This is a genomic window from Bacillus sp. CPT56D-587-MTF, assembly GCF_058792335.1.
Genome location: NZ_JBYTEF010000001.1, coordinates 5275997 through 5290193 on the forward strand (window position 1 = coordinate 5275997; position 14197 = coordinate 5290193).

General features: G+C 35.6%; 12 protein-coding genes, 1 pseudogene and 1 riboswitch. Of the genes and pseudogenes, 10 read left to right on the top strand and 3 right to left on the bottom strand.

The window, feature by feature from the left end:
- Positions 1-127 precede the first annotated feature (127 nt).
- From AC3WVZ_RS27405 to AC3WVZ_RS27420, 4 genes are all read left to right on the top strand, one after another.
- A complete protein-coding gene (locus AC3WVZ_RS27405; protein ID WP_000698256.1) occupies positions 128-844 on the top strand; it encodes a LytR/AlgR family response regulator transcription factor in 717 nt (238 codons plus the stop codon).
- 122 nt (positions 845-966) lie between these two features.
- Positions 967-3042 (top strand): carbon starvation protein CstA, encoded by a 2076-nt coding sequence (gene cstA / locus AC3WVZ_RS27410; protein WP_000854314.1) that lies wholly within the window; start codon positions 967-969, stop codon positions 3040-3042.
- Positions 3035-3238 (top strand): YbdD/YjiX family protein, encoded by a 204-nt coding sequence (locus tag AC3WVZ_RS27415; protein ID WP_000914503.1) that lies wholly within the window; start codon positions 3035-3037, stop codon positions 3236-3238. The genes cstA and AC3WVZ_RS27415 overlap by 8 nt, the downstream gene beginning before the upstream one ends.
- A 145-nt stretch (positions 3239-3383) precedes the next feature.
- Positions 3384-4442, top strand: a complete 1059-nt coding sequence (locus AC3WVZ_RS27420) for a GGDEF domain-containing protein (protein ID WP_017657620.1) — start codon at positions 3384-3386, stop codon at positions 4440-4442.
- Between the two features lie 85 nt (positions 4443-4527).
- Here AC3WVZ_RS27420 and pdxK read toward each other — a convergent pair whose 3' ends face one another.
- Positions 4528-5352 (bottom strand): pyridoxine/pyridoxal/pyridoxamine kinase, encoded by an 825-nt coding sequence (gene pdxK / locus AC3WVZ_RS27425; RefSeq protein WP_000174252.1) that lies wholly within the window; start codon positions 5350-5352, stop codon positions 4528-4530.
- A 134-nt stretch (positions 5353-5486) separates the two neighbouring features.
- Here pdxK and AC3WVZ_RS27430 point away from each other — a divergent pair.
- The 3 genes and pseudogenes from AC3WVZ_RS27430 (at position 5487) to AC3WVZ_RS27440 (ending at position 8544) form a co-directional block, all read left to right on the top strand.
- Positions 5487-7058: pseudogene (locus tag AC3WVZ_RS27430) on the top strand (GAF domain-containing sensor histidine kinase).
- Between the two features lie 20 nt (positions 7059-7078).
- Positions 7079-7726 (top strand): response regulator, encoded by a 648-nt coding sequence (locus AC3WVZ_RS27435; protein WP_000695801.1) that lies wholly within the window; start codon positions 7079-7081, stop codon positions 7724-7726.
- Positions 7727-7917: 191 nt separating this feature from the next.
- Positions 7918-8544 (top strand): FMN-dependent NADH-azoreductase, encoded by a 627-nt coding sequence (locus tag AC3WVZ_RS27440; protein ID WP_233935698.1) that lies wholly within the window; start codon positions 7918-7920, stop codon positions 8542-8544.
- 61 nt (positions 8545-8605) lie between these two features.
- Here the strand turns inward: AC3WVZ_RS27440 and AC3WVZ_RS27445 are convergent, their stop codons facing one another.
- On the bottom strand, positions 8606-9277 hold the full coding sequence (locus AC3WVZ_RS27445) for a transcriptional regulator YeiL (RefSeq protein WP_000703327.1): 672 nt from the start codon (positions 9275-9277) through the stop codon (positions 8606-8608).
- Between the two features lie 107 nt (positions 9278-9384).
- On the opposite strand from AC3WVZ_RS27445, the gene AC3WVZ_RS27450 reads away from it, so the two are divergent.
- On the top strand, positions 9385-10080 hold the full coding sequence (locus AC3WVZ_RS27450) for a YjjG family noncanonical pyrimidine nucleotidase (protein WP_065212357.1): 696 nt from the start codon (positions 9385-9387) through the stop codon (positions 10078-10080).
- Positions 10081-10125: 45 nt separating this feature from the next.
- Here the strand turns inward: AC3WVZ_RS27450 and AC3WVZ_RS27455 are convergent, their stop codons facing one another.
- On the bottom strand, positions 10126-11355 hold the full coding sequence (locus tag AC3WVZ_RS27455) for a chloride channel protein (protein WP_017672914.1): 1230 nt from the start codon (positions 11353-11355) through the stop codon (positions 10126-10128).
- 321 nt (positions 11356-11676) lie between these two features.
- Positions 11677-11781, top strand: a riboswitch (SAM riboswitch).
- A 92-nt stretch (positions 11782-11873) separates the two neighbouring features.
- On the opposite strand from AC3WVZ_RS27455, the gene AC3WVZ_RS27460 reads away from it, so the two are divergent.
- Both AC3WVZ_RS27460 and metA read left to right on the top strand, forming a co-directional pair.
- The gene (locus AC3WVZ_RS27460; RefSeq protein ID WP_000504780.1) at positions 11874-13172 is read left to right on the top strand and encodes a bifunctional O-acetylhomoserine aminocarboxypropyltransferase/cysteine synthase; all 1299 of its coding nucleotides are present in this window, start codon (positions 11874-11876) and stop codon (positions 13170-13172) included.
- Positions 13156-14061 (top strand): homoserine O-acetyltransferase MetA, encoded by a 906-nt coding sequence (metA, locus tag AC3WVZ_RS27465; RefSeq protein WP_065381849.1) that lies wholly within the window; start codon positions 13156-13158, stop codon positions 14059-14061. The genes AC3WVZ_RS27460 and metA overlap by 17 nt, the downstream gene beginning before the upstream one ends.
- The last annotated feature ends 136 nt before the right edge of the window (positions 14062-14197 follow it).

A 14197-nucleotide genomic window follows, 5' to 3' on the forward strand; every position in this document is an offset into this window, starting at 1 on the left:
ACCGAAGTGGTTTCCTTTTTTCTGTTTTTTTAGATAAATAATGGTATAGTAAGAAAAAGGGATTATTTCTTATAAAAGCGAATGTATACAACAGGACATATGGACAAAGAATTAGGTGGTTGAAGAAATGAAAATTTTACTGATTATGGAAGAGGCAGAAGAGAGAAGAGAGTTAGCTGAAAATTTCACTGAAAATATGAGAAATGTAGAATGTTTTGAAGCAAAGACAGGAACAGAATCTTTATTTATGATGAAAAAACATATACCAGACTTTGTTTTTTTAAGTTCCAAATTACTAGATGGTACTGGTTTTGAATATGCAAGTTTATTACGAGAAATAAATTGCTATACAAAATTTATTTTTGTAGGTGAAAACATAGAAGAATCTATTACAGCTTTTCGTTTTCAAGCATTTTATTATTTATTGCGACCATTTCGTGAAGAAGATTTACAATTTCTTTTATATAAAATAGGTAAAGAACAAGGTGAGAAAGCAAAGAGTTATTTGCGAAAACTACCGATAGAAAGTCAAGAGGGCATACGATATATTCTTCCAGAAGATATCGTATATGTAAGTAAAAATAAAGAAAATAAAACTGTTTCAATTTACACAACGAATAATCAGTATATTTCAACATATACACTTCAGGAATTAGAAAATAAGCTAAATGCATATGATTTTTTACGTGTACATAAAAGCTATTTAATTAATATGTCATATGTAAAAGAACTGAAACCTTATTATAATGGCACGTATAATTTGTATTTAGATAGGTATGATGAGCAACCGATTCCAGTCAGTCGTAATTATGTAAAACGCCTTCGAAATAACATTGAATTATAGTAGATAATGAGAGTATTTTAACATGATAAACTGAAAATCCTTCATGATAGGGAGGATTCAAGTTAAATATTCAGAAAATTTAGTACAATCTCCACTAAGAAATAGTATTGGGGGAATTGTATGTGAAGACATTGAAATCGATCTTACTTTGGGGCGTTATTACAGCAGTAGGAGCAGGTGCTTTTGGGGTAATAGCTTTATCACAAGGTGAAACCATTAATGCTGTATGGCTCTTAGTAGCTGCCGTATGTGTATATGCAGTTGCTTATCGCTTTTATAGTAGATTTATAGCGAGAAAGGTTTTTAATTTAGATGATAATCGGCAAACACCAGCCCATACATTAAATGATGGGAAAGACTATGTTCCAACAAATAAGTGGGTATTGTTTGGACATCACTTTGCAGCGATTGCTGGAGCGGGACCTTTAGTAGGACCGATTTTAGCGGCACAAATGGGGTATTTACCAGGGACCATTTGGATTATTGTTGGGGTAGTTGTTGCGGGGGCTGTCCAAGATTTTGTTATTTTATTTGCTTCAATGAGACGTAATGGTAAATCGTTAGGAGAAATGATTAAAGATGAGATTGGACCTGTTACAGGACTAATTGCAATGATAGGTATTTTAGGAATTATGATTATTTTATTAGCAGTATTAGCGTTGGTCGTAGTAAAGGCACTAATCGGAAGTCCTTGGGGAATGTTTACGATAGCAGCAACGATTCCTATCGCTATTTTAATGGGAGTTTATATGCGCTATATTAGGCCTGGTCGTGTTGGAGAAGGATCAGTAATTGGTATTATCCTACTTATTTTATCTCTTGTTGGAGGACAGTATGTAGCAGAAAATCCAACACTTGCAAGTATGTTCACATTTAGTGGTGAAACAATTGCTATTATGCTTATTGTATATGGATTTATTGCATCTGCATTACCAGTTTGGATGCTTTTAGCACCACGTGATTATTTAAGTACATTTTTAAAAGTCGGAACAATTGTAGGGTTAGCAATCGGTATCTTAATTGTAGCACCAGATTTACAAATGCCAGCAGTTTCGAAATTTATTGATGGAACTGGTCCTGTGTTCTCTGGAAACCTATTCCCTTTCTTATTTATTACTATTGCTTGTGGTGCAGTGTCTGGATTCCATGCTCTTGTTTCATCAGGTACGACGCCGAAGATGATTGAGCAAGAGGGACACGCACAGCCAATCGGTTATGGAGCAATGTTAATGGAGTCGTTTGTAGCAGCGATGGCGATGATTGCAGCTTGTGTATTAACACCGGGAACGTATTTTGCAATTAATAGTCCCGCAGCACTTATCGGTACAGATGTCTCGCAGGCAGCTCAAGTTATTTCCTCATGGGGATTTGCTATTACACCAAATGAACTAAAAGATCTCGCTGTAAATGTTGGAGAGCAAACGATTTTATCACGTACAGGTGGTGCGCCAACATTAGCGATAGGTATGGCATATATTTTCTCACAAGTAATAGGTGGAACGGCCATGATGGCATTTTGGTATCATTTTGCGATTCTCTTTGAAGCCCTATTTATTTTAACAACGATTGATGCCGGAACGCGTGTCGGCCGATTTATGATTCAAGATATTTTAGGGCATGTATATAAGCCATTTGGGAAAACGGATTCTACATTAGCAAATGTAATCGCTACAACATTATGTGTATTAGGGTGGGGATATTTCTTATACCAAGGGGTAATAGATCCGCTCGGTGGAATTAATACATTATGGCCACTTTTCGGTATTGCAAATCAAATGCTAGCAGGTATTGCATTATTACTTGGAACGACAATTTTGTTCAAAATGGGAAAAAAGGCGTACGTTTGGGTAACACTTATTCCAACTGTCGGGTTGCTGATTGTAACAATGACGGCGGGGTATCAAAAGCTATTTCATGAAAATCCTAAAATTGGATTTCTATCGCATGCAAAGGTATTTCAGAGAGCATTAGATGAGGGAAAAGTGTTAGCGCCAGCTAAAAATGTCGCTCAAATGAAGCAAATTATTTTCAATGATTATATTGATGCAGCGCTTTGTGGGATTTTTATGATAGTTGTAATCGCTGTGTTAATTTCAGCACTTCGAATTTGGATACAAGTATTAAGAAATAAGCCAATGCCGTTAAAAGAGGCACCATATATTCCTAGAGATGAAAGTGAGTCGAGGAACTATGCTTAAAAAGCTGTGGCAAGTATGGGGGGAAAGGAAGCGCTTTATTAGTTTGCTCGTTGGGGTACCAAGTTATGAAGTATATGTGGAGCATATGAAAAAGCATCATCCTGAAGAAGAGGTTTTATGTCAAAAGCAATTTTTTGCTGAGGCACAAGAAGCAAGATTTAACGCAAAGGGCGGAAAAATATCACGCTGTTGTTAATGAAAAAGGGCGAGTTTTCGCCCTTTTTATTTTTTGCTGTTTCACGTGGAACAGCAAAAAATAAATAAAAACTTTGGGAATTATAGGGATTTCGTATACAATAAAGTAAGGAAAGGGATAGATAGAAAAGTAAGGAGATCATTTTATGTTAAGGGACTTATTTGTAAATACAACAATTATTCTTTCCTTTATTTTTGTTGGAGGTCAGCTTTTAAGAGATAAGCCGTTAAAAGAAGGATTCTCTTTTGGGCAGAAATGTGTAGTAGGCATTTTTACTGGGATACTAGGTATATTACTAATGTATTTCGGTGTTCGTGTTGGTACCATCCTATTGGATTTACGCTACTTAGCTGTTATTCTAGCTGTTATTATTGGAGGGCCGATAGCGAGTACCATAACAATTATTATGATTTTAGTAACTAGACTGTTGTTTATGGATTATTCATTAGCTTCTCAAGTGGCCTTTTATACAATCATTGCGATAGGAATAGGGAGTATCTTTATTTCGCGTATGAAGCTTTCTTTAGGGGAAAAGTGGGTATGGTTACACGCATATATTTTATCTATTCTAATCCCAGCGTTATATATATGGTTAATTAAAGAGATCCACATAGTGGGATTATATTTAATTTCTAGTATTATTACAGGTTACATAACATTCATAAGTGCAAATTATGTTTTACAATCCAATGAGCTATTTCAAACGATGAAGCAATACGCAACGATAGATGCATTGACAGGTCTAGGAAACGTAAGGCAGTTTGATTTAGAGATGAATCGTCATATTAGTAATAAACACTTGAAAAACGATTCACTTTGTTTACTACTTATAGATATTGACCATTTTAAGCATGTAAATGATACGTATGGGCACCCAGCGGGAGACGAAGTGTTAAAACAAGTAGGGCATATTTTGCGAGAAATGTCAGCATTTCCGGATTTGGTTTTTCGAAAGGGTGGAGAGGAGTTTGCGCTTTTGATACCAAGGAAAGGAATGGTTTATGGAATTCATGTTGGGGAACAAACTCGTATAGCTGTTGAAAAACATTCATTTGAATTGTTAGATGGAACAAAAATAAAAATTACAGTTTCGGTAGGGGTTTCAGAGTATGAAGGGGCATCAGAGCAATTTATTCAAGCGGCGGATGATGCGTTATACTACTCGAAACGAAATGGTAGAAATAAGGTCAGCTCTGCATCTTAAAGATAAGATGACCGGAAGACATAAAGCTTATAAAAAACACTCACAGAGGCAATGTATGAACCTTGTGAGTGTTTTTATTTATATATTAGACAAGTTCTTTTGATACAACGAATTTACGATATGCACCATGGTGAGTTGGACCTACGTATTCGTTAATTTTGAATGAGTAACGAATAGCAGCTGTGATGAATTCTTTAGCAGTTTTTACTGCTTCTTTCACAGGTTTTCCTTTTGCAAGTTCTGCTGTAATTGCAGCAGAATATGTGCAACCTGCGCCGTGTGTATTTGTAGTATCAATTTTTTCTGATTCTAAAAGATCGAATGTTTCTCCATCATATAGGACGTCGATTGCAGTTTCCGTACCAAGTTTGCTTCCGCCTTTAATTAGTACGTATTTGGCACCTAAAGCGTGGATTTTCTTCGCTGCTTCTTTCATGTCCTCAAGAGAATTAATTTTCACACCGCTTAATTGGTAAGCTTCAAATAAGTTTGGCGTTACAACTAATGCCTTTGGCACAAGAACGTCACGTAAGCAATCGTTCGTTTCAGGGTGTAATGCTTCATCTGCACCTTTACATACCATAACAGGGTCAACTACTACATTTTTGAAATTGTGCTTTTCGATTGTTTCTGCAACCATTTCAATAATTTCTACTGATCCAAGCATACCTGTTTTTAAAGCGTCTACGCCAACACCTTCAATTGTTGTTTCTAATTGTGGTTTTAATGTAGAAGCTGGGATTGGAAATACGTTATGTGCCCAACCGTTATGTGGATCCATCGTTACGATTGTTGTAAGAGATGTCATTCCGTATACGCCCAGTTCTTGGAATGTTTTTAAATCTGCTTGTATACCAGCACCGCCACTTGTGTCAGAACCAGCGATAGTAAGTGCTTTATTTAATGTCATTATGAAAGCCCCCTCGAGTGATATAATGAAAACTATGTTTTCACCATTATATCAATGTTACGAATAAGTACAAAGTGAAAAGTAGATGATTTATTTTAAGAGCTATTTAAAATCTTGTATGCAGGAGAATGAGTATGTTTCGAGATAATCGTACGAATGAATTAGTTATATTAAAGGAAATTGCAGAAACATTAAATACATCAAATGATACATATCATGTATTGCAAGCTGTCCTCGAGAAATTGCTAAGTGTAACAGGTTTAACGACAGGATGGATTTTTCTTGCGGATGAAAATGGGAAGTATACGAAGTTAATTGATTATCAATTACCAGAGGCACTTACATATGAAAATAAACGCCCGATGTGCGAAGGTGAATGTTGGTGTTTACGAGGTTTTGTAGATGGAAAATTAGAGAGAGCCGTTAATATTATTGAATGTAAAAGAATTAATAATGCAATTGAATATAATTGGGGGAATACGGAGGGCATTCTTCATCATGCTACGGTTCCTTTAAAAGCTGGGGGAGAAAAATTTGGGGTGTTAAATGTTGCAAGTCCGGGTAAAACACATTTTTCAGAAGAAGAATTAGTATTACTCCAATCGGTTGCCTTCCAAATTGGTACGGCTTTAAAGCGAACAAAATTATATGAAAATGAAAAGAGAAGAGCACATTATTATGTGAAATTAGAGCGTTTCATTCAAGATTTAAAAATGATTCATAAGTTTAATGTACTACCTGAAAAGGTGGTAAATCACGTAGGTGAAGTATTTCAATGGAATCAAGTAGCGCTTTTTATTAGGGAGGAAAAAGAATTATCTCTGCGAGCGTCTTACGTTCAGGAAGAGTTACAAGAGGATGTAAAAGAGGCGGCCAAGAAGGCGTTAGAACAAGATGAACCAGTTCTAATAAAACATCAAATAGGACATAATGTACATCTAAATCGAGCTGTTATTGCTACACCAATACATATTCAAAACCATATATTTGGTGTTTTATGTGTTAGTTTGAATAATGGAGAGTTTGATGCTAATACAATAGATGTAATTCAAGCATTATCGAACCATGTTTCGTTAATAATAGAGAATTTGAGGTTAAACGAGCAGCGCCGTGAACTTGTACGAATGGAAGAAAGAAATCGGTTAGCAAGAGATTTACATGATTCTGTTTCGCAAAAATTATTTTCATTAACCTTCATGACAAAAGGCGCCGAGGCAGTTTTAAAAGGTAAAAATGAAAAGGTAGATTAATCTTTGCATGAGATGCGTGAACTTGCGCAAGGAGCTTTGAAAGAAATGAGGACATTAATTTGGCAGCTTCGTCCGGCAGGATTAGAAAAAGGATTATTGCCAGCTCTAAAGCAGTACGGTGAAAATTTGGGACTGAAAATTAGGGAGCAAGTTACGGGTGTTCGTGATTTACCTCGTGTAGTAGAAGAAGCTTTGTGGCGCATAGGCCAAGAAGCACTGAACAATGTAAGTAAGCATGCAGGTGTAAAAGAAGCGACGATTTATTTTACAGTGAATGAGAAAAATGTATCATTAGAAATAGTTGATCAAGGAAAGGGCTTTGTGGAAAAGAATATAAAAGAAAAGAAATCACTAGGTATGACTACGATGCGTGAAAGAGTAGAATTAGTTGGTGGAACAATTAAAATTGTAAGTAGTAATAAACGAACGAGCGTAAAAGTAAATGTACCATTATGATGTGAAAATGAGGGAAGTTTGTGAAAATAAAAGTATTGTTAGTTGATGATCATACAGTCGTTTTAAAAGGATTAGCATTTTTCTTAAGTACACAGGAAGATTTAGAGTTAGTTGGAGAAGCGAATAATGGGAAAGAAGCGTTAGTGAAAGTAGGAGAAACAAATCCCGATGTTATATTAATGGATTTATATATGCCTGAAATGGATGGTGTTGAGGCGACGGCATATATAAAAAAAGAGTATCCAAATGTGAAAGTAATTGTATTAACTAGCTTTTCTGATCAGGCGCATGTGTTACCTGCATTAAGGGCTGGAGCAAGTGGGTATATTTTAAAAGATGTAGAACCAGATCAGCTTGTTGAGGCTATTCGAAGCGCATATAAAGGTAATATTCAATTACATCCGGATATAGCAAATGCTCTTCTCTCTCAAACATTACCTGTAGAAGAAAAGGAAGAAGAATCTTCTATTCAAGTGGATGTGCTAACAGCGAGAGAAAATGAAGTATTGCAGCTATTAGCGAAAGGGATGAGCAATAAGGAAATTGCATCTGTTTTAGTTATTACAGAAAAGACGGTTAAGGCGCATGTAAGTAGTATTTTGAGTAAGTTGAATTTATCTGATCGTACGCAAGCGGCATTATATGCAGTTAAAAATGGAATTGTATAAGACGAAAGTCGTAAGACCAAGTTCGCCTTTAGAAGGTGGACTTTTTTTATGGAAAAATACGTCTATGTGAGGACGAAATTGTCTTTATATAAAGATAAAATATGTTTGTAAGCAACAAAACAACAATTACAAGGGATACCTTTTTTGAAAGCATATAACAACATAAGAGTGAGTACTAGGAGGAATAAATAATGGCAACAGTTTTATTCGTTAAAGCAAATAACCGTCCAGCGGAACAAGCAGTTAGTGTAAAATTATATGAGGCATTTTTAGCAAACTATAAAGAAGCAAACCCAAATGATACAATAGTAGAACTTGATTTATATAAAGAAGAATTACCATACGTAGGCGTAGACATGATCAATGGTACATTCAAGGTAGGTAAAGGATTTGATTTAACAGAAGAAGAAGCAAAAGCAGTAGCAGTTGCTGATAAGTATTTAAATCAATTCCTAGAAGCTGATAAAGTTGTTTTCGGCTTCCCATTATGGAACTTAACGATTCCAGCAGTATTGCACACATATATTGATTATTTAAACCGTGCTGGTAAAACGTTCAAATATACGCCAGAGGGTCCAGTTGGCCTAATCGGAGATAAGAAGATTGCATTATTAAATGCACGAGGCGGCGTATATTCAGAAGGGCCAGCAGCTGAGGTAGAAATGGCTGTTAAATATGTAGCAAGTATGATGGGCTTCTTCGGCGCAACAAACATGGAAACAGTAGTTATTGAAGGGCATAACCAATTCCCAGATAAAGCAGAAGAAATCATCGCTGCAGGTCTTGAAGAAGCAGCTAAAGTAGCAAGTAAATTTTAATTAAAATTATACTCGTCACTCGAAAAAACAGCATTAACGTTTATATGTTAATGCTGTTTTTTTATATTTTTAGTTCATCAGCAAGCTTTTCTAATGTATTTCGATCTTGTATATAATATGTTCGGCCTTCTTTTCTTAAATAATTTTGTTGGCAAAACTGATTTAATACATATAAAAGATGACGGTAGCTGACATTTAAATATTCCGAGGCCTCGGTATGCTTTTCTATATAACAATTATTTTGCTCTGTTAATAAAATAAAAGCAGCTAATCGATTTTCAAAAGGATAACTATAGTTTTTTGCGTAATTTTCAGTGCGAGTAATTGTCTTTTCTCCAATAAATTTACATAAGTGCTGTAAAAACGTTGCATCTTGTAATAAAAGTTGCTGACAATCTTTAAGAGGAAGTGCCAAACACACACAATCTTCTAGTACTTCAACGGACTTAGTAATATTTTCTACCCCTATTAATCCTAATTCCCCGATAAAAGATGGTGCTTGAATAAAATTAATTAATGAAACCTTCCCGTTTTTATGACTCATATATATTTTGGCTCTCCCAGAAATTAAGTAATAGAGATAAGGGAGAGCATTTCCTTCACTACATATCATCTCTTTCGTTTGAAAAGAATGCAGCTCTACATATGGCAAGACATGAAATGAAAATAGGGTATGGAATTGATGGATTCGCATGTATTGATAAATTTCTTCCTCATTTTTGCTGATTTTCATATTTTCACCCCTATGTATAGTATGAGATATCTCCTATTATCTTTACAAGAAGGAATGATACGATTTATGTAAATTTGTTTTTGTAGAAAAGAGAGTGTGATGAATTTATGAAAAAATATAAAACATTGTTATTTGATGTAGATGATACATTACTAGACTTCCAAAAGGCTGAAAAAGTGGCTTTACGGGTACTTTTTGAAGAGAAGGGAATCCCTTTAACAGACGAGATAGAGGCTCGTTATAAAAAAATAAATAAAGGTCTTTGGGATGCTTTTGAAAAAGGTGAACTATCACGCAATGAAGTTGTAAATACACGATTCTCTCTGTTGTTTAAAGAGTATGGAGAAGAAGTAAATGGAATATTATTCAAAAATAATTATCGTAACTACTTAGAAGAAGGAAATCAACTCATGCAAGGTGCATTTGAATTTATAAATCAAATTCAAGGGGAGTATGAATTGTATATAGTGACAAATGGTGTTTCTAAGACGCAAGATAAACGTTTGCGCAATGCAGGGTTACATTCATTATTTAAAGATGTCTTTGTTTCGGAAGATACAGGTTTTCAAAAACCGATGAAAGAGTATTTTGATTATGTTTTTGAACGGATTCCTAACTTTGCACCTGAAGAAGGGCTGATTATTGGTGATTCATTAAGCGCTGATATTAAAGGTGGATATGTAGCGGGAATTGATACTTGTTGGTTTAATCCAGAAAGGAAATTAAATGATAGTGGGATTATACCGACATATGAAGTGCATAATTTTGAGGAGTTGGAAGCGTTATTGAAGCAGCATGTGTAATAAAAAAATAGGCAGTGGAGCTTTCGTCCCCACTGCCTATTTTTATTAATTTTTATTTTCGTTATGTTTTGGGAGTGGAAAGGCATTCCCGATAGCAGCTGCACCAAGCATGGGCAATAGTAAATTAAGCGGGAAAAACATAAGTAATAGTAATGTTATAGCTATTGGCTTTCGTAACGCATAGCTTGAAATTGCTGTTGTTACGATGGCAACAGATGCTACTGGATCTATAGGAAGAATAGATGCTACAGCGTATCCGATACTTGACCCAGAAAATATAATTGGGAAGATATGTCCACCTCGCCACCCTGTGTTCAAACAAACGGCAGTAATGCACAACTTTAAAATCCCTGAAAGAAGTAGTATCCAAAAAGATAAATGGCTCCATTCAACAACTAATTCTTTTAATTGATGTTCCCCTGAAAATAATGTGTACGGAAGAAAGGTTCCCGCAATTCCTAATAAAATACCACCGATAATTCCGAGTGTCAGCTTGTATTCTCTAAAAGGGTGAATTAACTTTTCTAATGTGAATTCTAACTTGAAATAAAAGAAACCAACTATAGCACCGATACTAGCAAGTGGAAGAAATGCAATCCATTCATTGAAAGAAAGTGTACCTTCCCCGAAATCAACAATAAAGGATCCACGATTATCAAGTTTACTCAGTAGTAAATAAACAGAAAAACCTGCGAAAGTAGTAGCTAAGTATACAATCGCTTTTTTTCCTTTAGAAAAAGCAGCAATTTGTTCCCCCTCATTTTCATTTGGTGCTAAATAACCGAATAATGGTGCGTTAAAAATGACACTTAAAGTAGCGCCAATTCCGATCTCGGTTAGCTCATTCATACCCTTTAAGGCAAATTTAAAGCGATCCCCTACCCATGTGCACAGTCCGCCTATAATTCCAACTAGTGCGGCTTCTGGACCAAGACTAGCACCGAAAATTAAAACAATAATCGCTGTTAAAGTAGCCCGATGGACAAAGCGATATTCGATTCGACCAGTTTTTTTATATTCAGCCATTACTTCAGGCATAAGGCGTGGGTATGTACCGAAATGTTTTTGTGATAGACCAACAAGGACCCCGCCAATTATTGTTACGCAAAGGGTGTAATAAGAGGGAAAAGAGAGAACTTCAGGCAAGTATCCCCAAATAAAGTGGATTCCAATATTTATTGTGACTAAAAATAACCAGACTGTAGCTCCTACTATAGATCCTAGAAGAATGCCATATAGAGCAAGTATGTAATGCATATCTTTTTTATTTGTCATGTTATACCTCCGTTATGTAAATCTTAGTAGGGAAAAAAGTGAAATATACTAGTGAAAAATGGATTGAATATATATAGTATCTTTTTGAGAAGATGGCCTATTCAACATATAGGCTAACTTTTGGGGAATTTGAATTTATAGGTTAAATTACTTATTTAATTTTATAGACTGATTTGAGGTTTTTAAAGGTCTTTTTTGAAATAGACTAGAATATATTTCTTTTGTTGCTTTATATGAAACTGTTAACATTTATTTTAGAACATTCAGAAAAACTGTTTGACATTAGGAAATTATTGCTATAAAATCAACGGTAATTGCATAGTCTTATCAAGAAAAGGTGGAGGGACAGGCCCGATGAAACCTTGGCAACAGCCGTATAACGGAATTGTGCCAAATCCTGCAGGTAGTAATCCTGAGAGATAAGAAAGAGCCTTTAGAGCGTGTTTTCAAACTGCTCCTTTCTTGTTTTCAGGAAAGGGGCAGTTTTTTATTTTGTATAAAAGAAAGGAGAATGAGAGATGGGAGAATCATGGGGAAAAGGAACAATTTGTGTGCAAGGTGGCTATACGCCAAAGAATGGTGAACCACGTGTTTTACCACTTTATCAAAGCACAACGTATAAATACGATACTTCGGATGATTTAGCAGCTCTATTTAACTTAGAGGCAGAAGGATATATTTATACACGTATTGGAAACCCTACTCTAGCAGCATTTGAGCAGAAATTATCAGATTTAGAAGGCGGTGTAGGAGCTGTTGCAACGGCTTCTGGGCAAGCAGCTATTATGCTCGCAGTTTTAAATATTTGTAGTAGTGGAGACCATTTACTTTGCTCTTCAACTGTTTACGGGGGAACGTTTAATTTATTTGGGGTGAGTTTACGTAAGCTTGGCATTGATGTTACGTTCTTTAATCCAAATTTAACGGCAGATGAAATCACGGCGCTTGCTAATGACAAGACGAAACTTATCTATGCAGAATCGTTAGGAAATCCAGCGATGAATGTTTTAAATTTTAAAGAATTTTCAGCTGCCGCTAAAGAATTAGAGGTACCTTTTATCGTTGATAATACATTAGCAACTCCTTATTTATGCCAGGCATTTGAACATGGGGCAAATATTATTGTTCATTCTACGACGAAGTATATCGATGGGCATGCGAGCTCTTTAGGCGGTATTGTAATTGACGGTGGAAACTTTGATTGGACAAATGGAAAGTATCCTGAGCTTGTTGAACCAGATCCAAGTTATCACGGTGTAAGTTACGTTCAAAACTTTGGTGCAGCAGCGTATATTGTGAAAGCACGTGTTCAGCTATTAAGAGATTATGGAAATTGTATGAGCCCATTCAATGCATATATTAGCAATATTGGCTTAGAAACATTGCATTTACGAATGGAACGTCATAGTGAAAATGCTCTTGCAGTTGCTAAGTGGCTTGCTAATCATGAACGTATTGAATGGGTGAATTATCCAGGCTTAGATAGTAATGAAAATTACTCATTAGCACAACAGTACTTGAAAAAAGGTGCTAGTGGTGTTTTAACTTTCGGTATTAAAGGCGGATTAGAAGCAGCAAAAGAATTTATCGCAAATGTAAAACTAGCAACTCTTGTAACGCACGTAGCTGATGCACGAACTTGCGTTATACATCCTGCTAGTACGACGCATAGACAATTAAATGCTGAAGATCAGCGTTTAGCGGGTGTTACATCTGATTTAATTCGTTTATCGGTTGGTATAGAAGATGTTTCTGATATTATTGCAGATTTGGAAGCAGCTCTAGTTGGAGGCAAAACACATGCCGATCATAATTGATAAAGATTTACCGGCTCGCAAAGTGTTGCAAAAAGAAAATATTTTTGTAATGACGAAGGAGCGGGCAGAAACACAAGATATACGTGCTTTAAAAATTGCTATATTAAATTTAATGCCGACGAAGCAAGACACAGAGGCGCAATTACTTCGCTTAATTGGAAACACACCGTTACAATTAGATGTTCATTTGCTTCATATGGAATCACATCTATCGCGTAATGTAACGCAAGAACATTTAACAAGCTTTTATAAAACGTTTCGTGATATTGAAAATGAAAAGTTTGATGGGCTCATTATTACAGGAGCGCCAGTGGAGACCCTTGCTTTTGAAGAGGTAGATTATTGGGAAGAGCTTAAACATATTATGGAGTATTCAAAAACGAATGTAACATCTACGCTCCATATTTGCTGGGGGGCACAGGCTGGCTTGTACTATCATTATGGTGTTCCAAAGTATCCCCTTAAGGAAAAAATGTTTGGTGTATTTGAACATGAAGTTTGCGAGCAACATGTGAAATTATTACAAGGATTTGATGAATTGTTTTTTGCTCCGCATTCTCGTCATACAGAAGTACGAGAGAATGATATTAGAGGAGTGAAAGAATTAACATTGTTAGCAAACTCTGAAGAAGCAGGTGTTCACCTTGTTATTGGGCCAGAAGGAAGGCAAGTGTTTGCTCTTGGACATAGCGAATATAGTTGTGAGACGTTAAAACAAGAATACGAACGAGATCGTGACAAGGGATTAAATATTGATGTGCCAAAAAACTATTTTAAACATAATAATCCAGATGAAAAGCCGCTTGTTAGGTGGAGGAGTCATGGTAATTTATTGTTTTCTAATTGGTTGAATTATTACGTGTATCAAGAAACCCCTTATATATTGTAAAGAAAGATTGTGTAACACGTGGCAACGTTTTCCTTGTAAAGATTAACCTTTATTTTTCCGAATGTTCAAAATACATTGTTTTTCAGATTTTTTACTCATATAATTTCATCTAAACACAATTTTTGAGGGGTGGACA